Raw genomic sequence first — 18,856 nt, forward strand, 5'->3', positions numbered from 1 at the left:
CGAGACCCCGCCGGAGCGAAGCGAAGGCAGAAAGCAGAGACGCGCATGTATCTCACTCAGGGCCTGCACCGGGCCGTTCAGCAGAACCCCGACGGGGTCATGTCGATCTGCGGCGATCGTGTTCGCACCTTCGCCGAGGGCGCCGACCGGGTCGCGCGGCTCGCCGCGGCGTTGCGGCAGCTGGGTGTGGGCGAGGGTGATCGCGTCGCGATTCTGGCGCTCAACAGTGATCGGTATCTGGAGTACGTGCTGGCCGTGCCGTGGGCCGGGGCAGCGCTCAATCCGGTCAACATTCGCTGGAGTCCGGCGGAAATCGCTTATTCGCTGGAGGATTCCGAGACGGCGGTCCTGCTGGTCGACGACACCTTCGCCGCGATGGTGCCCGCGCTGCGGGCGGCCGCGCCGGTGCTGCGCACCGTGATCCACTGCGGTGACGGTCCCGCGCCCGACGGCATGCTGTTGTACGAGGCACTGATCGCGGGCGCGGACCCCGTCGAGGATGTTCGCCGCGGCGGTGACGCACCGGCCGGAATCTTCTATACCGGCGGGACCACCGGTCACCCCAAGGGTGTGGTGCTCAGCCACGCCGGACTGCAGATCTCGGGGCTGGGCAGTCTGTCCACCGGATATCTGGCGCAACCCGGCGCCCGCTATCTGCACGCCGCCCCGATGTTCCACCTCGCCGATCTGGCCGGCTGTGTCACCCAGATCATGATGGGTGGCGCGCAGGTGATGGTTCCGGCCTTCGATCCGGTCGCGGTGATGAAAGCGATTGCCGATCACCAGGTTACGGATACGCTGCTGGTGCCGGTGATGATCCAGCTGATCGTCGACCACCCGCGGGCGCGCGACTTCGATCTGTCCAGTGTGCGCGGCATCGTCTACGGGGCCTCGCCGATCGCGCAGGCCGTGCTCGAGCGTGCTATGCGGGCGTTTCCGCAGGCGCGCTTCGCCCAGGCCTACGGAATGACCGAATTGTCGCCCGTGGCAACACTTCTCGGCCCCGAGGACCACCTGGCCGGCCGATTGCGTTCGGCGGGCCGCGCGGCCCCGCATGCCGAGGTGCGCATCGCCGATGCCGAGGACAACGAGGTGCCGCGCGGCACGGTCGGCGAGATCCTGGTCCGCGGCGGGCATGTGATGCTCGGTTACTGGAACCGGCCCGAGGAGACCGCGGCGGCGCTGCGGGGCGGTTGGATGCACACCGGCGACGGCGGCTACATGGACGACGAGGGGTACGTCTACGTCGTCGACCGGATGAAGGACATGATCGTCAGCGGTGGCGAGAACGTGTACTCCGCCGAGGTGGAGAACGCCGTATCAGGACATCCGTCGGTGGCCGCGTGTGCGGTGATCGGTGTCCCGGACGAGGAATGGGGCGAGCGGGTGCACGCGGTGATCGTGTGCCATCCCGGCGCCACGGTCACGGTCGAGGAGATCCGCGACCACGCCAAGCAATCGATCGCCGGCTACAAGACCCCGCGCACCATCGAGCTGGTCGACGCCCTGCCGGTCTCCGGTGCGGGCAAGATCCTCAAACGCGAACTGCGCAAACAGTATTGGGGCGATTCGGAGCGACAGGTCCACTGAGCGCGTCAGCGCAGCAGGCCGGCGAGGTGGGGTAGTGCCTCGACGGGATGTGCGGCGGCGATTCCGGCGGCGATCTCGCGGAATTCCCAGCCGTGGCGCCCGCGGCGGAAAACTCCCACCACCATGCCGGTATCGCCGCCCGCGCCGAGGTCGCGATCGGCGAGCACGATGCCGTCACCGGCGGTGACGCGGCAGCGCGCGTTCTCGACCTCGGCGAAGGTCTGGCCGCTGTAGCAGGTGACGACCACGACGACGCCGGTGATCTCGGGGCGCACCCGGGTCAGGTCGAGGGTGATGATCTCGTCGTCGCCCTCGTCCTCGCCGTTGACGCTGTCGCCGAGCAGTCGCACCGCACCGTCGGCGGAGATCAGGTGCTGGTGATACACCACCTCCACCGGGTCGTCGCCGGCCAGCAGGACGGCGGCCGCGTTGAGGTCGATCGCGGTGCGGCGGGCGCCGAACCAGCGCCGGCCGCGGGCGGGGTCCCAACCCAGGCCCACGGTCGCGAATTCCACCGGACCCGCAGCGCCCTGTGGTTGTTCTCCGGACATCAGCCGCACCTCCCCGCCGAGCGGTGCGACGTCGGCGCGCACCGGCTTCTCGCGGTCATTATCGACCGTCGACTGCGCGACGTTAACCGGCGGGCGGTACCGAAACTCGGGTGCGGCTCGAAAACTGTTCGTGCACTGTGTAATTCAGCCGATAGCCCGATCGGTGGGCAGATTGACGTAACTCGGTGCGTTCGGATCCAGGCGCAGATGCTGGGGCTTGAGCTCGGAATCGTTGAGCATCGGACGGAACGGCATGGCCTTAGGCGCATTGGCCGCGAACAGGTCGATCCGCAGCCGATGCCCGATCTGCAGCCGAGCCTGGGTCGGGATCACCGCGATGTCGAGGCCCACGGGTTCACCGGGTGTCACCGGCTGCCGCGCCGCGGCGGTGAGCAGATGGAACGGAATCGTGTAGTCGCCGTTGGCGGATCGGCTGCTGCGGGCATCGTCGACGGCGCGCATGGAGACGGTGAGCTGGCCAGTGGTCAGTGCGGTGGAGGTGCCGTCGGGCGCGACGTCGTTGACGGTGGCGCTCCAGAATCCGTCGGTGGCGTCCTGCACGGTCTCGAGGTGGATGTCGATGGGCCCGGAGATGGCGGTCGGCGCGGAGACCGGGGCGCTGGTAAAGGTCAGCGCGTCGTGTTCGGCGACCCGGGAGTCCTTGGCGCAGGCATCGAGCATCGCCGCGGAACCGGCCGAACCTTGGGCCGCGTCCCGGGAGCAGAGGGTCGCCAGTCCCGGCGCCACGGTGAGTGTGGCGACCTCGGCCGGCGGCTGTGCGCTCAACGACCCGTCGTGCACCGCCGCATCGGTGGTGCCGCTGGGCCCGGCGGTCAGGTAGACCCGGCGGTGGTCGGCTCCCGGCTGCGGATACTGCGGCAGCGTCACCCAGCCGCCGCCCTGCTCCTTCAGCACGATGGGGCCGTAGCTGTCGATACCGTTGTCGATGTCCTTGAGCCACTTGTCGAACCACGCTCGCTGCAACACCTCGAGCCGCGGCGGGGCGCCGGGTACGCCGGTGCCGGCACCGGGATTGGCGTGATAGGTGTCGCCGACCACGAGTTGTTTCCGCCCGGCCGGCAGCGGGATGGCCTGGTAGATCTTGGTGGCGCTGTTGGCGAAGATGTCGTGCCAGCCGCCGTAGACGAAGGTGGGCACGGTAACTCGTTCCGGATGTCCGGTGAGGGCCTGGCGGAAATCACTACCGGAGTCCAATGCGTCCGAGAGGGCGGGCGGCATATCGTCCATCGACGGCGTCAACAGGGCCTGAGCGAGTAGGTCCACATTGGTGGCCGGATCCGCCACGCGGGCGCTGAGCCATTTCCAGTCGAAGGTTCCGTTGAGGATCGCCTTCAGATCGGGGATCAGCTTGAGCTGATTGACCGTTTGGAGCCACATCGGCAGGAAGGTGGTGCCGACGCCACCGCCCGGCGCCACCACGTCACGCATGAGATCGCTGCCGGGCACCACCGGGAAGATGGCGCGCAGCGCAGCCGGGGCGTCCTCCGCCGCTCGCAGTTGATTGATGGCCGCGTACGAGCCGCCGCTCATCGCCACCTTGCCGTTCGAGAACGGTTGTGCCGCAGCCCAATCGATTACCTCGCGGGTATCGAGCTGTTCCCGCGCGCCCAGGGTCTCCCAATTGCCCTGGGACTGTCCGGTGCCGCGCACATCGGCGACCACCAGCGTGTAGCCGCTGCGAATCAGATTGCGGTCCAGGCCGAGGACGGTCGGCACGGTGCCGCCGTCGAGGGCGTGCAGCAGATCGCCGAAGCTGCTGATCGGGGTGCCGGAGAGGTTGATCTGCCGCACCAGGGACATGACCAGGGGCTGCAGTGCGGGATTCTCCACCGCCGAGCCGACCAGATCGGTCATCAGCTTGGTGTAGGGCGTGAGATTGACGATGGTCGGCAGCGGCTGGGCAACCACCGCTCCGGAGGCGTCGACCGGCCGGTACACGTCGGCCTTCAGCACGATCCCGTCGCTCATCCGGATCGGCACATCGGAGTCCAGATGGACGTCCGGATATTGCTGAGGGCCGTCGTGCACGGCGGTCCACTGGTCCTCGCGGCCGGCGAGGCCGGGGGCGGCGGAGTGCGGTAGGCCACCGAAGAGGGCGGTGGCGGTCGCGGAAATCCCCACTGCCGCAACGGCAATAAGGGTTCGGACGGGCACGACGGGTTTGCGCGATCGCAGCTGCCCGAACATCACGCCCCTTCTCGGTTGAGTTTTCGCGCACGACTGGGCCGGTCATCGACGATAGCAATCCGCTACCGAAAATTTCGGTAGCGCGGCCCTGGTGTCGCGCGCGGAACTCAGTCGCCGAGCCGGACCGGGAACTGGGCCAGATCGTTCTGCGTCAGCACGGGAAGGTTGTGAATCTCCTCCACCGGTACGGCCAACGACAGCTGCGGGAACCGTTCGAACAGCGCGGGCAGTGCGATCGAGGCTTCCAGCCGGGCGAGCGCGGCACCCGGGCAGATGTGCGGTCCGTGACCGAAACTGATGTGGCGCTTGGCCGTCGGCCGGGTGATGTCGAATGCGTCGGCGTCGGCGCCGTGCACCGTGGTGTCGCGGCCGATGGCCCGATACGACATCACCACCCCCTCGCCGCGTTCGATGACGGCGTCACCGACGGTGATGTCCTCGGTCGCGAACCGCATGAGCAGATGTGTCACCGGACCGTCCCAGCGCAGCGTCTCCTCGATCGCTGTCTCCCAATCGATCTGCCCCGAGCGCACCAGCTCGAACTGCTCCGGATGGGTGAGCAGGGCGCGCACGGTGGTGAGGATCAGCGACACCGTGGTCTCGTGCCCGGCGGCGACCAGCGCCTGCAGATTGCCGACCACCTCGGCCTCGCTGAGCGGTTCGCCACCGTCGGTGGCCAGGATCAGCGCGCTGGTCAGGTCGTCGGCCGGGTCGGCGGACTTCTTGCGCACCATCTCGGTGAAGTACTCGCCCATCCGCTCGATCACCGCGAGCCGCTCGTCCTGCGGGGTCAGCAGGGAGAAGAACGCCTTGTACCAGTCGAGCAGCATCGGATGATCGGCGTGGTCGACGCCCATGAGCTCGCTGATCACGCGCATCGGCAGCGGATAGGCGAAGACCGATTTCAGGTCGGCCGTGCCGTCGCCGGCGGCGGCCAGATCGTCCAGCAGTGCGGCGACGGTCGATTCGATGAACGGGCGCAGGGAGGTCAGGCGGCGCGCGGTCAGCGCCTGGGTGGTCTTGATGCGCAGGCGGCGGTGTTCGGGGCCGTCGACGGTGAACATCGAGACCCCGACGTCGATCATGCCGATCAGCGGCCACTGCCGGGTGACCACGCCGTCGCGCCACAGCGACCAGGAGTTGATGTCCTTGACCAGTCGCGGGTCGATGAGCAACTGCCGGGCCAGGGTGTGGCCGGTGACGGTCCAGGCCGGCACCCCCAGCAGTTCGATCCGGGTCAGCTGTCCGGCATCGCGTAATCGGGCGGTCTCACCGCCGAGGTCGCCGACCATCGGATCGATCACGAGCGGTGCGGCGTGCGGGCAACTGGCATTCACGGGGTACCTCCCACGGTACGAACGGGTGTGAAGGTGACCGGCAGCGCCGTCATTCCGCGCAGGAACGGCGACGGCCGGCGAGTCAGTTCGGTGGCGGCGACGGCGAGGTCGAGATCCGGCAGCCGATCCAGCAGCACTTCGATCCCGGTGCGCGCGATGATCTCCGCGATCTGCTGGGCCGGGAAGGGGCAGCGGTATTCGCCGTAACTGAACGCGAAATGCGCGCTGTTGCCGCTGTGCGCGGGTGCGAGGGAATCGGAAAGATCTTGGCGCACATGCGGATCGGCGTTCGCGCCCGCTAGGCCGAGCAGCAGCATATCGCCGCGCCGGATGGTCTTGTCGGCCAGCCGGGTGTCGCGCGAGGCCCAGCGCCCGGCCAGGATCTGGGTGGGGGTGTCCTCCCACAGCACCTCGTTCATCGCCTGCCCGATGCTGTGGCGGCCACCGCCGAGGGCGGCCGCGAAGCGGTCGTCGGTGAGCATCAGCCGCACCGAATTTCCCAGCCAGTCGCTGGTCGGCAGCTGGCCCGCGGCGGTGACGGCCATCAGGTCGAGTGCGTATTCCTCGTCGCTGAACCGTTCGGGCGAGTGCAGCATCCGCGAGGTGAGATCGTTGCCCGGGCGCGACTTCTTCATCGCGACGAGTCGCTGCATATGTTCGGCGAATCGGCCGTAGGCCGCCTGCGCCTCGGCGCCACCGTCGGCGAGCGTCTTCATGGTCCAGGCCAGATCCGCGCCCTGATCGTCGGGGAATCCGATCACCCAGGCCAGCGCCAGCACCGGCAGTGGTTCGGCGAATTCCGCGATCAGGTCGGCGGTGCCGCGCCCGCAGAAGCGGTCGATCAGCTGATCGGCCAGATCCTCGCAGGCCCGGCGCAATCCGAACGGGTCGACCTGTTCGAGCGCGGGCTCGACCATGGCCAGATGCCGCAGATGCTCGGCCCCGGCGGTGAAGTAGATCGACGGCATCGGGCGGCCGACCATCGGCAGCAGCGGCCAGTCCTCGGGGATGTTCGGCCACTGGTTCCAGCGCGCCACATCGCGCGGGAACAGTTCCGCATCGCTGGTGACCTGGTGAACTTCGCGATAACCGATCACCAGCCAGGCCGGAATTCCGCCGGGCAGTTCCACCGAGACCACCGGGCCGTGGGCCCGCCGCATCTCCCGGTACAACTCGTGCGGGTCGGTGTGGAAACGCGGGCCGCTCAACGGCATCGGATCGGCGGGCGAGACCGGGCAACCATCGGCGCTGAGACCGGGCTGCGGCGCGTTCATCGGGCCGCTCCCCGGGCGGCGGCCCGCAGGCCGGCGGCGTGCAGATGTTCGACGAGGGCGATCAGCACCCGCTTGCCCGAATCCCGCGAGCGCGCATCGCATTCCACCAGTGGCACGTGCGGATCCAGATCCAGGGCGGCACGCAGTTGAGTGTCGTCGTGGCCGGCAGGCCCGAAGATGTTGCACGCCACCACGAACGGGGTCTGCTGATGTTCGAGCCGGTCGATGGCGTACCAGGAGTCGGTGATCCGGCGCGGGTCGACCAGCACGATCGCGCCCAGCGCGCCGGTGAACAACCGGTCCCACAGAAACCAGAAGCGCTCCTGCCCCGGTGCGCCGAACAGATACAGGACGTGTTCCGCGTCGATGGTGATGCGGCCGAAGTCGAAGGCGACCGTGGTGGTGGATTTGGCCGGTGCGCCGGTGGGATCGTCGATGCCGATGCCCAGCGAGGTCATCGTCGCCTCGGTGTCGAGCGGGCGGATCTCGCTGACCGCGCGGACCATGGTGGTTTTACCAACGCCGAAACCGCCGACGATGACGACCTTGAGCCCGTGCCGGGCGGTGTCGGCCAGCGGCGCCTGGGCCCGGGCCGGACGGTCGCCGAATCCGGTGCGGAGGGGATCAGAGGTTGCGGAGTCCAACGAGCACCTTCTCCAGTATTTCGGTGTCGGGCAGGGCATTCCACGGCTCCCACGCGGGCGCGGAATGCGGGTGGCGCACGGTGATCTTTCCGGCGTCGAGCAGGTCGGCCAGCAACACCATCGCGATGCCGACCGGTAGCCGCAGCTCGGCGGCGATCTCGACCACGGCCGTCGGCGCCCGGCAGATCTCGAGGATCGCGACCTGCTCGGACTGCATCCCCGGGGCAGGCTCCGATTCGGCCACCACGAGTGTCACCAGATCGAAGGCGTCGGTATCGGGGTGGCTGCGGCCGCCCGTGAGGGTGTAGAGCCGGTCCGGGGTGTCGTCGCGGCCCGGCCTGGTCATCGCGCCCGCCTCACGGCCGCGGGCCGCGCGGCGCGGCGGAGAGGTGTTCGCCGAGCTGTTCGACCAGTTCGCTCATGTTGTGGCCGACCAGCCCGGCATCTGCCTCGGCATCGGCGACGACCGCGATGTGGGCGCCCAATCCGGCCTCGACGATGAACAGGATGCCGCCGTAGAACTCCGTCATCGACTGCCGCACGCCACTGCGCCCGTCGCCGAATTCCACCGAGGCGCCGTGCGAGAGGCTCTGGATTCCGGCCGCGATCGCGGCCAGCTGATCGGCCTTGTCCACCGACAGTTCCGGGGTGTGGCAGATCTTGAGACCGTCGCTGGACAGCAGCAGGGCGTGCCGGCTGTGCGGGGTGCGGGCCAGCAGCTGGTCCAGGAGCCAATCCAGGTGCGCCGGTACCGAAGTGGTCATCGATCGTTCTCCAGGGCAATCGAAGGGGAGGGGGAATCCGGGGCCGAGACCGCGCGCTGGAAGGCGCCGAGGGCCGACGGCCGCGTCCGCGGGTAGGCCGAATCCTCGACGGCGGCGCTGCGCAGGCCGTCGGGATGGACCGCGGCGAGAGTGCTGCCGCGGCGGCGCTTCGGTAAGGGTTCGGCCGACCGCTCGGGGTACGGAACCGCCTGCGTGGCAGAGTGTTTCGCGGCCGTGGTGGTGGCGTCGGCGTCCCGGTCGTCGGTGACGGGCGGTCCGAACGGGATCGCCGGAAGGGCGGCCGGGGTCGCGACCCGCGCGGCGGGCGGCAGTTCGATCGTCGCGGTGGAGCCGGGGGAGCGGTCCAGGCGCGTGGTCAGATCGCGCGGAACCACCACGACGACCGCCGTGCCGCCGATCGCCGACGGGCGATACGACACGGTGAGCGCGTGTTTGCGCGCCAAATTGCCGACCACCGCGAGCCCGAGCCGGGTGCCGGTCAGCGAGGACAGATCGGTGTCCGCTCCGCGTGCCGTCCGGGTGCCGGACACCGCCTGTTCGGCGCGGCGCAGGGCGGATTCGCTCATCACCAGTCCGCTGTCCTCGATGGTGACGACGACGCCGGCCGGCACTTCGGCGGCGTAGACGTGGACCTCGGTGGTGGGCGGGGAGAAATTGCAGGCGTTGTCGATCAGCTCGGCCAGCGCGTGCATGACGCCCTCGGCGGCATGACCGGCGATCGCGATTTCGGCGACCGCGCGCAGGCGCACCCGGCGGTAGCCCGCGACGCGACCCATGGCGCCGCGCAGAATCGATTCCATCGCAATGGGTTTCGCCCACCGTCGGCCCGAGCGGGCGCCGCTGAGCACCGCGATGCTGTCGGCCAGGCGTCCGGCCTGTGCGGTGCGATGGTCGAGGGTCAGCAGATCGGCCAGCACCGACGGATCGGCGTGCCGATGTTCCATTTCGCGCAGTTCGGCCAGCATCGAGGTGGTCATCGCCTGCATCCGCCCGGCGGCGCCGGCGAACGCCGCCATCGCGGCCACCCGGCGGTTCTCGCTGCCGCCCGCCTCCCGCCCCGCCGCGACCGCGGTGTCGTGGGCGGCGGCCAAGCGCGCCTCGCTCTCGGCGACGTAGTTCGCGACCGCACGCTCGGCGCGATCGTTGGCCTCACGATAGCGAATCGCCCGGTCACGGTAGTGACCGGCGAATCCCGACGTCACGGCCAAGGCCAGCCCCACGACCCCGGCGGCGACGGCCGAGGCCACTCGTTCGGTCTCGGGCGCGAACCGGAGCATGGCGAGGCAAGCCGCGGCGCCGACGAAGACACAGATCGTCGCGGGAAGGAGAAAGGCCGGTACTCGTCGCGGTGGCCGGGATGTGGCGGCGCCCCCGGGCGCCTGCTGCGAATTGACTGAATAGGTCACTATCGATACTTCCGGATCCACATCCACATGTGCGGAGATGGCACAGTTCCCCCACCTTCCGCTGTGCACGGCTGACTCGAATGCGCGGACCGCCAGACGATTTCGAAATTCGCGCACGAGCATAACGCCGACCCCGAGGGTGCGCTACCCGAAGTGTTCGCGCCGTCCGGCGGCTTCGAAATGGAAGTTTCACTGCGAGTTTTCGAAATGAAGGAATGTGATGTCGAGTGCCCCGTTTCCGCGAAAACACCGCTCAGCGACCATGTTCGAAAATACTGGCGAATGTGTCGTGCGCGCGAACGGCACGATCACGAACTGAAAACGTTGCGGCGCACTATCTTTCGGCAATTCAGTGAACAGCGTTCATTTCACCCTGAGCAGTGCTTTTCTTCGCGACACGAGTGTCCGGTGAGCGGGAGTGCGCGCCGCACCGAAACCTGTTTCAGTTACCGTCCGGGCATGGCCGCAGAACCGAACGACATCATCGATCCGCACCGCTACGGGCCGTGGGCCGTCATCGCCGGCGGTTCGGAGGGGGTCGGCGCGGAGTTCGCCGACCGGCTCGCCGCCGCGGGAATCAATATCGTCCTGCTGGCGCGGCGGGAGGGCCCGCTGGCCGAGACCGCCGAACGTGTCGCCGCGCGCGGGGTCCAGGTACGGACCCTGGCGGTCGATCTGACCGCGCCCGACGCACCGGCGCGCGTCGCGTCCGCGACCGCCGACGTGGAGGTCGGCCTGCTCGTCTACAACGCGGGCGCCAACACCCACAGCGCCGAATTCCTCGACGGTGACCTCGACGCGTTCGCCGCCATGAACGCGCTCAATGTCACCGCACCGCTGGCGCTCGTGCACCATTTCGGGCGCGGCATGCGCGAGCGGGGCCGCGGCGGCATCGTGCTGGTCGGCTCGCTCACCGGCTACTGCGGCTCGGCCCGCCACACCGTCTACGGCGGCTCCAAGGCGTATCTGCGGATCTTCGCCGAGAGCCTGTGGCTGGAACTGCGGGATTACAACGTCGACGTGCTGCATCTGGTGCTGGGTGTCACCCGGACACCGGCGATGGCACGTGCGGGATTGAATTTCGACATCCCCGGCATGCTCGTGGCCGAACCGGCCGATGTGGCGCGCGAAGGGCTCGAGCAGCTGGCCAACGGACCGGTGTTCGTCGCGGGCGGCAATGCCGAAACGGCGGCGCGCAGCAGCGGTCCGGATCGGGCGGCGATCGTGCTGGGCGGGCATCGCCGGATGCAGAAGTTGATCGGCGCCGAACCGGATCCGCGATGACCGGCCCGGTGCGCCTGGCCCTGTCGTCGCCGATCGTGGTGCGGTTTCCCGGGCAGTACTCGCCGTGGGAGGCCGATGCCGGCATGGCGGAACTCGCCCGCATCGCCGAGACCGCCGACCGCCTGGGCTTCGACCATCTCACCTGCAGTGAACACACCGCGGTACCGGCGTCGGTGGCCGCTTCCCGGGGTGCGACCTATTGGGATCCGCTGGCCACGCTCGCGTATCTGGCCGCCCGCACCACCCGGATCCGGCTCGCCACCTCGGTGCTGGTGCTGCCGTATCACCACCCGCTCGAGATCGCCAAGCGCTACGGCACACTGGACCGGATCAGTGGCGGCCGGGTCGTCCTGGGTGTCGGAGTGGGATCTCTGCGCGCGGAATTCGATCTGCTCGGGGCGACCTGGGAGGGGCGCGGAGAGCGCGCCGACGATGCGATAGCCGCCCTGCGCGCCGCATTCGGCGTGCGCGAACCCGATTACACCGGAACGCATTACAGCTTCTCCGGGATGATCGTCGAGCCCGCCGGAGTGCAATCTCGGGTGCCCATCTGGGTGGGCGGGCGAACGATGCGCTCGCTGCGCCGCGCGGTCCGCTTCGGCGACGGGTGGATGCCGTTCGGCCTGCCGATGGCGGAGCTGAAAACGATGCTCTCGCAAGTCGATTCGCCACCCGGATTCGAGGTGGTCCTGCCCACCGGCCCGCTGGATCCGCTCGGTGAGCCGGACCGGGTGACGCGGCGGCTCGCGGCCCTGGCGGATGCGGGTGCGACACTGGCCGGATGCGCCGTCACCGCGAACTCGGCCGAACACTACTGCGACCAATTGGCCGCATTGGCCGAGCTGGCGAACCGGTGAGCCCGATATCGCCACGGGCGGACCAGAGGAGGACGAGATGACCGAGGTCGAACTCGCGGATATTCTCCGCCGGCTGCGACGGGTCGAGGACGAACTCGCGATCCTGCGCATCATCGCGTCCTACGGACCGCTGGTCGACGCTGGGGAGGCCCAGGCGACCGCCGAATTATGGTGTGCAGAAGGCGAATACGACGTCGAGGGCTGGCGGATGCGGGGGCGTGACCAGGTGCGCGCGATGGTGGAATCGCCCGCACATCGGACGCTCATCGCCGCCGGGTCGGCGCATTTCCAGGGTCCGGCACGCATCGACATCGACGGTGACGAGGCGCTCGCGGTCTTCGAATCACTGCTGGTGCATCGCGAATCGGACGGTTACGAGGTACTGCGCGCGAGTGTGCACCGGCTCGAACTCCGCCGCGAATCCGACGGGTGGCGCATCGCCCGCCGCACCGGCCGTCTGCTCGACGGAGGTGAGCAGGCACGAGAACTGCTGTCCACCTTCGCGCGCCGAAGCGGGGACCGGCCGTCGGCCGATCCCCGCGAATGAATGCCGGTTACTTGTCGGTGATGAGCCCGTACTCGGCGAGCAGCAGCCCGACCTCCGAACTCTCCAGCTTCCCGATGAGCCTGCGCCGCAACGCCTCCGGGCCCGGAATCTTCAGCGCGTCCCCGTCGCGCATGTGGCCGACCGCATTGAGCAGGCTGCGCACGTCGTAGGTGGAGTTGAACACTTCGGGCACGCCACGCTCGATGCCCAGCAGCCGATAGGCGGCCTCCATACCGGTGCGCACCGAGTACTCGGTGGTGAAGATGCAGTCCCGGCTCGTTTCGGCGAACTGGCCGATGAAGGCGAAGTTCACCGCGCCCTCGGGCACCACGTCGGGCCGATCACCGGCCTGGCGCGGCATGAAGAACGAGGTGACGTAGGGCATCATCACCGGCACGCACTTCGCGGCCTCGGCCGCCAGCTCCGGGATGTCGTCGAGCGGAACGCCCAAGTGGTACAACCACTCCTGGGTGATCTCCTCGCCGGTGCACTCCTGCATCGTCTTGTGCACGTAGTCACCCGGCTTGTCGGCGAACAGCGAGTACACCCACACCACGATCTGATCGGCCGGCTGCTGTTTGAAGTGCGGTTGCCGGTTCACCGTCCAGCTCAGCAGCCAGCTGGAATCCCGGGCGGTGACGATGCCGCCGGTGACGACCTTGCCGCTGAAGGGATCGCGTTTGCAGATCTTGCGGATGTACTCCGGTATGCGCTGATCGAGTGTGGTGACCGTCGCCGATTCCCATTTGGTCTCGGGAATATGGGATCCGAAGACGTCGGGGCGGCCGAAGGCGCGATCCTTGGCCGCGATCCGCCGCCACAGTTCCCAAGCGGGCGCCGGTCCCTCGTTCAGTGTCGCGGGGGTGTGGTGATCGCCCTCGTCGGAGTTCTCCACCAGCGAACCGATCGTGGTGAACAACAGATCGTCCGGGCCCAGCCGGACGCCGCCCTCGACCCCGTCCGAGACCCAGTGGATACCGGTGGCCTGCTTGCGATCCGCGGTGATGTCGAAGTCGATATCGGTGACCTCGGTATCGAACCGGAACGTCACGCCCTGATCGAGCAGCCACCGATACAGCGGCAGTACCAGCGATTCGTACTGGTTGTACTTGGTGAACTTCAGTGCCGAGAAGTCCGGCAGGCCGCCGATGTGATGGATGAACCGGTGCAGGTACAGCTTCATCTCCAGCGCGCTGTGCCATTCCTCGAAGGCGAACATCGTGCGCCAGTACAGCCAGAAGTTGCTCTGCAGGAAGTCCTTTCCGAACACCTCGTCGATGCGCTTGTTCTCCATCTCCTCGCGAGTGGCGAGGAAGATCTTCGCGATGTCCTTCTGCGCCCTGTCGTTCAGCGCGAAGAGGCCGTCGGTGTGCGCGTCCTGGCCGCGATCCACCGTGGCACGCTGCAGCGAGTAGTTCGGATCGTCCTTGTTCAGCCAGTAGAACTCGTCGAGGACGCTCGCGCCCTCTATCTCGATCGAGGGCACCGAGCGGAACAGGTCCCACAGGCACTCGAAGTGGTTCTCCATTTCGCGGCCACCACGGATGACGAAACCCTTTGCAGGCTCCTTGATTCCGTCCAGCGCGCCACCGGGCAGCTTCAATCGCTCCAGGATGGTGATCCGGTCACCGGACATCTGCCCGTCGCGGATCAGGAAGGCCGCGCCCGACAGCGAGGCCAGGCCCGCCCCGACGAACCACGCCGTCTTGTCGTCGACGCCCTCGGGTTTGCGCGGGCGGGCGAACGCCTCGTAGTTGCCGCTGCTGTAGTACATCCGGGTCTCTCCTGCCTGTGGTTGTCCGCCCCGACTGTCGAATGTGGCTGTGCCGTAACGTCTTACGCGTTGTACCGGTAGAAGCCCTCGCCGCTGGCCAGGCCGAGCCTGCCCTTGTCGATGTATTCCGACTTCAGCCACTGCGCCAGCTTCCGGCCGTCCTCGCCGCTGTTGACCAGGATGTTGTACGGCGTGGTCAGACCGACGATGTCGAGGATCTGGAAGGGGCCCGCGGGCGCGCCGGTGCCGATGCGCCAGGTCTCGTCGACCGCCTTCGGCTCCGCGTAGCCGCCCGCCGCCAGCGCCATCGCCGAGTTGAGGAACGGCACGAGCAGCGAGTTGAGGACGTAGCCGGCCTTCTCCTTGTGCAGTTCGATCGGCACCATGCCGATGGCCCGGGCGAATTCCACTACCGCCTCAAACACCTTCGGATCGGTGTCCTCGGTGCCCATGACCTCGGCGGTGTTGAAGTGCCACACCTGATTCGCGAAGTGCAGGGCGAGGAAACGGTCCGGGCGGCCGGTGGCGTCCTTCATGTCGCTGGGCAGCAGCGTCGAGGAGTTGGTGGCGAAGATGGTGTGCTCGGGCGCGAGCTCACCGAGCCCGCGATAGGTGTCCTGCTTGATCGACAGCACCTCGGGCACCGCTTCGATGATCAGATCCGCGTCCCGGGCCGCCTCGGCGAGATCGCTGGTGAGCGCGATGCCCGCGGCGGTGGCCTCGGCCTTGCCGTCACCCGCGCCCGGTACCTGCTCACGGTAGGTGGCCGCGAGTTTGTCGAAACGCTCGTGCGCCGCGGTCAGCGCCTCGTCGTTGATGTCGTAGGCGGTTACCTCGAAACCGTTGAAGGCGGTCTGGAAGGCGATCTGGGATCCCAGGACGCCGGTCCCGAGGACGCTCACCTTGCGAATCGTGCCGGACATGTCGACTCCGTTCTGCGGGCCGTGGCCCGCGTTGGTTTTTCAGGCTCCGGTGACCGCGGCGCTGCGGAAACCGGCGACGAGCTGAGCGATCTGGGCGTGCAGATCGTCGATCGGATCGTGGTGGGGGTGGACGCCGGTGGACGGGCGCACCAGCGCCATGTGCAGTACCGCGAAGAGACCGCGGCCCGCCACGCGGGCCGCCTCCCGCTGCGCGGCCGTGGGCTCACCGGAGTTCGCGACCGCGGTCAGCAGAATCTCGGCGAGGGCCGACTCGAGCTGCGCCACCAATGCCAGCCCCTGTTCCCGGTAGGTCTCCTCGGGCGGGCCGAACAGCAATTCGCGCTGGTAGGCGATGGTGTTCTCGGTATTGCGCGCCGCCGCGTCCAGGATCGGCCGCAGCAACGCCGTGATCGCGCCCACCGGATCGGCGATGTCGCGGGCACGGCGGGTGCCGGCCTCGAGCGCCGACCGGAAGTCCTCGTTGTAGACCATGAGCAGCAGCTGTCCCTTGGACGAGGCGTAGCGGAACAGCGTGCCCGCGGCGATATCGGCCCGATCGGAGATCTGCTGGGTGGTGACCGCGGCGAAACCGCGTTCGGCAAACAACCGCGCGGTCACCTCGAAGATTCGGCTCTGCTTCTCGCGCATATTGCGCACCCGCCGCCCGACCTGCCGGCTCTGCTGTGTACTTGCCACCCGACGCCTCCTATCGGCCGATAATAATGAGTGCGCTCATTAATGAGCATACTCAGAGCTATCGGAAGTGCAACACGTCCAGCGTGACGTCGGCCACGTGCGCGAGTGCCGGCCTCGTCGCAGGCGTGGCCCGTTCGTGATGACCGGCCCGGCCGCGACAATGGACCGACCGCGGTCGCGTCGACCGCGGCAGCGAAGGAGGGCCACGATGGCCGAACGGGTGACCACGGAGCGCGAGATCACCGCGAGTGTCGATCTGTGCACGTCGCGGGGCCGGCTGAATCCCGACGCGGTGGGCTGGACGCGTCGGCCGCTGCACCGGGCGAATCTGCGTGGCTGGGGTCGCACCAAACGGTGGGAGTACTGGGGCATCGTCACCCCGGACCACATCATCGGAATCGTGCTGACGTCGCTGGATTACGCCGGTCTGCAGGGTATCTACGTGCTCGATCGGGCGAGCGGCACCGAGATCGTCAAGGATGTGGTGACGCCGTTCGCCCGCGGTGTGCACCTTCCCGATCGCAGCGGTGCCGGCACCGCGACCGGACATGCCGGCGATCTGGTGATCGAATTGCGAAACGATCAGGCCGGCACCAGGATTCACGCCGCCACCCCGCGCATCGATATCGATCTGACGGCCGGGTCGCCGGCGGGACACGAATCGCTCGGTGTCGTGGTGCCGTGGAGTGCGAAGCGCTTCCAGTACACCGTCAAGGATCTCGGCCGTCCGGTGTCGGGCACCCTCACCGTGGACGGCGTCGCCTACGTGGTCGCCGACGGGTTCGCCGTCCTCGACCACGGACGCGGGAAGTGGCCGTACTCGATCGCGTGGAACTGGGCCGCCGGCTGCGGCCCGGAGACGGCGATCCAGCTCGGCGGCAAGTGGACCGACGGCACCGGTTCGACCGAGAACGCGCTGTTCGTGCGTGGCCGGCTGCACAAGATCGACGATGAGCTGGAATGGGTTTACGACCGCCGGGATTGGTTGCGGCCGTGGCGGATTCGCGGCCCGCGCGTCGCCGTCGAGTTCACGCCCTTCCATGTACGCGAATCCCGGACGGCGCTGGGTGTGCTGGCCAACGACACTCATCAGTGCTTCGGGCACTTCACCGGCCGAGCCCGCACCGACGACGGGGAATGGGTGGAGCTCGACGGCCTCACCGGCTGGGCGGAAGAGGCGCGCAACCGCTGGTGATCCGAAACGCTACCTACTCGCAATAGCTATTGCGTTCTTGTCTTGCGGATGTAGCATTATCGAAACCGAGAATGCGATTTCCCCCAGGTTGTCGCGACGTAGCGGGGTTCCGGGAGGTGGCGGCATGGCGATAACTCTGCCGGGCTGGTCCCGGAGTATGTCCCGCCGTTCGGCGGGCGGACTGCAGACCATCGGCGGACTGTTCGCCATGTCGGCCGATGCGGTGAAGTTCGCCTTCCGCCGTCCCTTTCAGACCCGCGAATTCCTGGAGCAGTCCTGGTTCGTGGCCCGGGTGTCGCTGATTCCGACCCTGCTCGTGGCGATTCCGTTCACCGTGCTGGTGAGCTTCACGCTCAACATTCTGCTGCGCGAACTGGGTGCGGCCGACCTCAGTGGCGCGGGCGCGGCATTCGGCGCGGTCACCCAGGTGGGTCCCATGGTGACCGTGCTGATCGTGGCCGGATCCGGTGCGACCGCGATGTGCGCGGATCTGGGCTCGCGGACCATCCGCGAGGAGATCGACGCCATGGAGGTGCTCGGCATCAATCCGGTGCAGCGACTCGTCACTCCGCGCATGCTCGCTTCGGGACTGGTCGCGCTGCTGCTGAACAGTCTGGTCTGCATCATCGGCATCGCCGGTGGTTACGTCTTCTCCGTCTATGTGCAGAACGTCAACCCCGGTGCCTTCGCCAACGGCATCACCCTGCTGACCGGGCTGAACGAAGTCGTGATCTCGGCGGTCAAGGCGCTGTTGTTCGGCCTCGTCGCCGGGCTCATCGCCTGCTATCGCGGGCTGATCGTCTCCGGTGGCGCGAAGGCCGTGGGTAATGCGGTGAACGAAACCGTGGTCTATGCCTTCATGGCGCTGTTCGTGATCAATGTCGTCGTGACCGCGATCGGCATCCAGATGACGGCCAGATGAGGGGGAACGGCTGTGGTACTGGAAGCGAGATATCCGCGTGCCGTGCGGCGGGCGCGCCGGCCGGTGAAAAGCCTCGGCAGCATCGGCGATCACACGCTCTTCTACGTGCGGGCGCTGTTCGGCGCTCCGTTCGCCGCGTGGCGCTACAAGAAGGAGACCATCCGGCTCATCGCCGAATTCAGCATGGGCTCCGGCACTTTGGCGGTTTTCGGCGGCACCGTGGTGATCGTCGGATTCCTCACCCTCGCCACCGGTGGCACCCTGGCCGTGCAGGGCTACAGCTCCCTGGGCAATATCGGCATCGAGGCGTTGACCGGATTCCTGTCGGCCTTCATCAACGTGCGCATCTCGGCGCCGGTGGTGGCCGGCATCGGACTGGCGGCCACGTTCGGCGCGGGAGCCACCGCGCAGTTGGGCGCCATGCGGATCAACGAGGAGATCGACGCACTGGAATCCATCGCGATCGAGCCGATCGCCTATCTGGTCGGCACCCGCATCGTGGCCGGGATGATCGCGATCACGCCGCTGTACTCACTCGCGGTGGTGGCCTCCTTCCTCGCCAGCCGGGTCACCACCGTCTTCCTGCTCGGCCAGTCCTCGGGGCTCTACGACCACTACTTCACCACCTTCCTCAATCCGCTCGATCTGGTGTGGTCGTTCGTGCAGGCGATCCTGATGGCACTGACAATTCTGCTGATACACAGCTATTTCGGCTTTTTCGCCGCCGGCGGGCCGTCCGGAGTGGGTACCGCGGTCGGCAACGCGGTGCGGACCTCGCTGATCGCCGTCGTCTCGGTAACCCTGCTGGTCTCGTTGGCCATCTACGGCTCCAACGGCAACTTCAACCTGTCGGGCTAGGGGAG

18 protein-coding genes are annotated in these 18,856 nt (G+C 67.9%); 7 read left to right on the forward strand and 11 right to left on the reverse strand.

Annotated features, from left to right (window positions below; translation table 11 throughout):
* Nucleotides 1–45: 45 nt before the first annotated feature.
* Nucleotides 46–1,590, forward strand: coding sequence for a long-chain-fatty-acid--CoA ligase (locus ACPCUW_RS12475; RefSeq protein WP_423424911.1), 1,545 nt, complete (start codon nucleotides 46–48; stop codon nucleotides 1,588–1,590).
* A gap of 5 nt (nucleotides 1,591–1,595) precedes the next feature.
* On the opposite strand, the gene ACPCUW_RS12480 is transcribed toward ACPCUW_RS12475, so the two are convergent.
* From ACPCUW_RS12480 to ACPCUW_RS12515, 8 genes are all read right to left on the reverse strand, one after another.
* Nucleotides 1,596–2,141, reverse strand: a complete 546-nt coding sequence (locus tag ACPCUW_RS12480; RefSeq protein ID WP_063012292.1) for a TerD family protein — start codon at nucleotides 2,139–2,141, stop codon at nucleotides 1,596–1,598.
* Nucleotides 2,142–2,285: 144 nt separating this feature from the next.
* On the reverse strand, nucleotides 2,286–4,349 hold the full coding sequence (locus ACPCUW_RS12485; RefSeq protein ID WP_423425063.1) for a CocE/NonD family hydrolase: 2,064 nt from the start codon (nucleotides 4,347–4,349) through the stop codon (nucleotides 2,286–2,288).
* 107 nt (nucleotides 4,350–4,456) lie between these two features.
* A complete protein-coding gene (locus ACPCUW_RS12490) occupies nucleotides 4,457–5,686 on the reverse strand; it encodes a cytochrome P450 family protein (RefSeq protein ID WP_423424913.1) in 1,230 nt (409 codons plus the stop codon).
* Complete coding sequence (locus ACPCUW_RS12495; RefSeq protein ID WP_423424915.1) at nucleotides 5,683–6,960, reverse strand: cytochrome P450; 1,278 nt, start codon at nucleotides 6,958–6,960, stop codon at nucleotides 5,683–5,685. Before ACPCUW_RS12495 ends, ACPCUW_RS12490 begins: the two co-directional genes overlap by 4 nt.
* Nucleotides 6,957–7,535 (reverse strand): GTP-binding protein, encoded by a 579-nt coding sequence (locus ACPCUW_RS12500; protein WP_255401793.1) that lies wholly within the window; start codon nucleotides 7,533–7,535, stop codon nucleotides 6,957–6,959. The genes ACPCUW_RS12495 and ACPCUW_RS12500 overlap by 4 nt, the downstream gene beginning before the upstream one ends.
* Nucleotides 7,536–7,584: 49 nt before the next feature.
* Nucleotides 7,585–7,950 carry a DUF742 domain-containing protein gene (locus ACPCUW_RS12505; protein ID WP_104407490.1) on the reverse strand — a complete coding sequence of 122 codons (366 nt, stop codon included), beginning with the start codon at nucleotides 7,948–7,950 and terminating at the stop codon, nucleotides 7,585–7,587.
* Nucleotides 7,951–7,960: 10 nt separating this feature from the next.
* The gene (locus ACPCUW_RS12510) at nucleotides 7,961–8,368 is read right to left on the reverse strand and encodes a roadblock/LC7 domain-containing protein (RefSeq protein WP_036506268.1); all 408 of its coding nucleotides are present in this window, start codon (nucleotides 8,366–8,368) and stop codon (nucleotides 7,961–7,963) included.
* On the reverse strand, nucleotides 8,365–9,795 hold the full coding sequence (locus tag ACPCUW_RS12515) for a sensor histidine kinase (RefSeq protein WP_423424917.1): 1,431 nt from the start codon (nucleotides 9,793–9,795) through the stop codon (nucleotides 8,365–8,367). The genes ACPCUW_RS12510 and ACPCUW_RS12515 overlap by 4 nt, the downstream gene beginning before the upstream one ends.
* 480 nt (nucleotides 9,796–10,275) lie before the next feature.
* Here ACPCUW_RS12515 and ACPCUW_RS12520 point away from each other — a divergent pair, with 480 nt between their 5' ends.
* From ACPCUW_RS12520 to ACPCUW_RS12530, 3 genes are read left to right on the forward strand one after another with little or no spacing between them, the layout of a single operon-like run.
* A complete protein-coding gene (locus ACPCUW_RS12520) occupies nucleotides 10,276–11,079 on the forward strand; it encodes an SDR family NAD(P)-dependent oxidoreductase (RefSeq protein ID WP_063012290.1) in 804 nt (267 codons plus the stop codon).
* An 8-nt stretch (nucleotides 11,080–11,087) separates the two neighbouring features.
* Nucleotides 11,088–11,936: a TIGR03619 family F420-dependent LLM class oxidoreductase gene (locus ACPCUW_RS12525; RefSeq protein WP_063012288.1), complete on the forward strand. Its 849-nt coding sequence runs from the start codon at nucleotides 11,088–11,090 to the stop codon at nucleotides 11,934–11,936.
* 37 nt (nucleotides 11,937–11,973) lie between these two features.
* Nucleotides 11,974–12,483 carry a nuclear transport factor 2 family protein gene (locus tag ACPCUW_RS12530; RefSeq protein ID WP_423424919.1) on the forward strand — a complete coding sequence of 170 codons (510 nt, stop codon included), beginning with the start codon at nucleotides 11,974–11,976 and terminating at the stop codon, nucleotides 12,481–12,483.
* Between the two features lie 7 nt (nucleotides 12,484–12,490).
* Here ACPCUW_RS12530 and ACPCUW_RS12535 read toward each other — a convergent pair whose 3' ends face one another.
* From ACPCUW_RS12535 to ACPCUW_RS12545, 3 genes are all read right to left on the reverse strand, one after another.
* On the reverse strand, nucleotides 12,491–14,257 hold the full coding sequence (locus ACPCUW_RS12535; RefSeq protein ID WP_064911471.1) for an oleate hydratase: 1,767 nt from the start codon (nucleotides 14,255–14,257) through the stop codon (nucleotides 12,491–12,493).
* A 62-nt stretch (nucleotides 14,258–14,319) separates the two neighbouring features.
* The gene (locus ACPCUW_RS12540; protein WP_423424921.1) at nucleotides 14,320–15,180 is read right to left on the reverse strand and encodes a 3-hydroxyacyl-CoA dehydrogenase; all 861 of its coding nucleotides are present in this window, start codon (nucleotides 15,178–15,180) and stop codon (nucleotides 14,320–14,322) included.
* A gap of 39 nt (nucleotides 15,181–15,219) precedes the next feature.
* Complete coding sequence (locus ACPCUW_RS12545) at nucleotides 15,220–15,876, reverse strand: TetR/AcrR family transcriptional regulator (RefSeq protein WP_305780807.1); 657 nt, start codon at nucleotides 15,874–15,876, stop codon at nucleotides 15,220–15,222.
* A gap of 208 nt (nucleotides 15,877–16,084) precedes the next feature.
* On the opposite strand from ACPCUW_RS12545, the gene ACPCUW_RS12550 reads away from it, so the two are divergent.
* The 3 genes from ACPCUW_RS12550 to ACPCUW_RS12560 all read left to right on the forward strand — a co-directional run bounded on the left by ACPCUW_RS12550 (nucleotide 16,085) and on the right by ACPCUW_RS12560 (nucleotide 18,851).
* Nucleotides 16,085–17,071: a DUF2804 domain-containing protein gene (locus ACPCUW_RS12550; RefSeq protein ID WP_305780808.1), complete on the forward strand. Its 987-nt coding sequence runs from the start codon at nucleotides 16,085–16,087 to the stop codon at nucleotides 17,069–17,071.
* Between the two features lie 124 nt (nucleotides 17,072–17,195).
* Nucleotides 17,196–17,993, forward strand: coding sequence for an MlaE family ABC transporter permease (locus ACPCUW_RS12555; RefSeq protein ID WP_030516026.1), 798 nt, complete (start codon nucleotides 17,196–17,198; stop codon nucleotides 17,991–17,993).
* Between the two features lie 12 nt (nucleotides 17,994–18,005).
* The gene (locus tag ACPCUW_RS12560) at nucleotides 18,006–18,851 is read left to right on the forward strand and encodes an MlaE family ABC transporter permease (protein WP_030516025.1); all 846 of its coding nucleotides are present in this window, start codon (nucleotides 18,006–18,008) and stop codon (nucleotides 18,849–18,851) included.
* Nucleotides 18,852–18,856 lie beyond the last annotated feature (5 nt).

It is taken from the genome of Nocardia sp. AB354, from assembly GCF_049538315.1.
In the GTDB taxonomy this organism is placed as follows: domain Bacteria; phylum Actinomycetota; class Actinomycetes; order Mycobacteriales; family Mycobacteriaceae; genus Nocardia; species Nocardia nova.

Bases quoted from the DNA above. Each gene is read 5' to 3' on its own strand.
- ACPCUW_RS12550 (WP_305780808.1), top strand. From the start codon at position 16,085: ATGGCCGAACGGGTGACCACGGAGCGCGAGATCACCGCGAGTGTCGAT.
- ACPCUW_RS12535 (WP_064911471.1), bottom strand. From the start codon at position 14,257: ATGTACTACAGCAGCGGCAACTACGAGGCGTTCGCCCGCCCGCGCAAA.
- ACPCUW_RS12480 (WP_063012292.1), bottom strand. From the start codon at position 2,141: ATGTCCGGAGAACAACCACAGGGCGCTGCGGGTCCGGTGGAATTCGCG.
- ACPCUW_RS12555 (WP_030516026.1), top strand. From the start codon at position 17,196: ATGGCGATAACTCTGCCGGGCTGGTCCCGGAGTATGTCCCGCCGTTCG.
- ACPCUW_RS12505 (WP_104407490.1), bottom strand. From the start codon at position 7,950: ATGACCAGGCCGGGCCGCGACGACACCCCGGACCGGCTCTACACCCTC.
- ACPCUW_RS12530 (WP_423424919.1), top strand. From the start codon at position 11,974: ATGACCGAGGTCGAACTCGCGGATATTCTCCGCCGGCTGCGACGGGTC.
- ACPCUW_RS12510 (WP_036506268.1), bottom strand. From the start codon at position 8,368: ATGACCACTTCGGTACCGGCGCACCTGGATTGGCTCCTGGACCAGCTG.
- ACPCUW_RS12475 (WP_423424911.1), top strand. From the start codon at position 46: ATGTATCTCACTCAGGGCCTGCACCGGGCCGTTCAGCAGAACCCCGAC.
- ACPCUW_RS12540 (WP_423424921.1), bottom strand. From the start codon at position 15,180: ATGTCCGGCACGATTCGCAAGGTGAGCGTCCTCGGGACCGGCGTCCTG.
- ACPCUW_RS12495 (WP_423424915.1), bottom strand. From the start codon at position 6,960: ATGAACGCGCCGCAGCCCGGTCTCAGCGCCGATGGTTGCCCGGTCTCG.
- ACPCUW_RS12485 (WP_423425063.1), bottom strand. From the start codon at position 4,349: ATGTTCGGGCAGCTGCGATCGCGCAAACCCGTCGTGCCCGTCCGAACC.